This is a genomic window from Streptomyces sp. DH12 (assembly GCF_020873895.1).
Taxonomy (GTDB): Bacteria; Actinomycetota; Actinomycetes; order Streptomycetales; family Streptomycetaceae; genus Streptomyces.
Window position 1 is genome coordinate 1 of record NZ_JAHWGT010001638.1, and the last position, 392, is coordinate 392.

The window sequence follows — 392 nt, forward strand, 5'->3', positions numbered from 1 at the left end:
TCGTCGCCCGCACCGCCGCCGGAGGCGGAGTCGGCGTCGTCCGTGCCGGTCCCGTCGCCGGAACCGTCCCCGTCACCGGCGCCGGGCGCCGCCGGGTCGTCCGACGGGCCGCCGTCGGAGCCGCCCGTGCCGTCGTCGCCGGGCTCGCCGGGGGCGTTCAGCACGATCCACGCGACGTCGTTCGACGGGTCGGAGTCGAAGGGGTTGTCCCAGTCGGGCATCGCCACCCGGCCCCTGGCGCCCTCCACGACCTCGTCGACGCGCAGCTCGAACGGGAAGGTGAGCCGGGCGTCCTCGAGCAGCGGCGTCGCCACCCAGCAGCGGTAGCCCGGCACGCCGCCGTCGACGGTGGTGGTCCGGCACTTCTCGGGCGCCGAAGTGACGGTCGATCC

At 76.5% G+C, this 392-nt stretch carries 1 pseudogene; it reads right to left on the reverse strand.

What is annotated here, in order from left to right:
• Positions 1-392 (reverse strand): annotated as a pseudogene (locus LPA54_RS41480) (hypothetical protein); the annotation flags it as partial.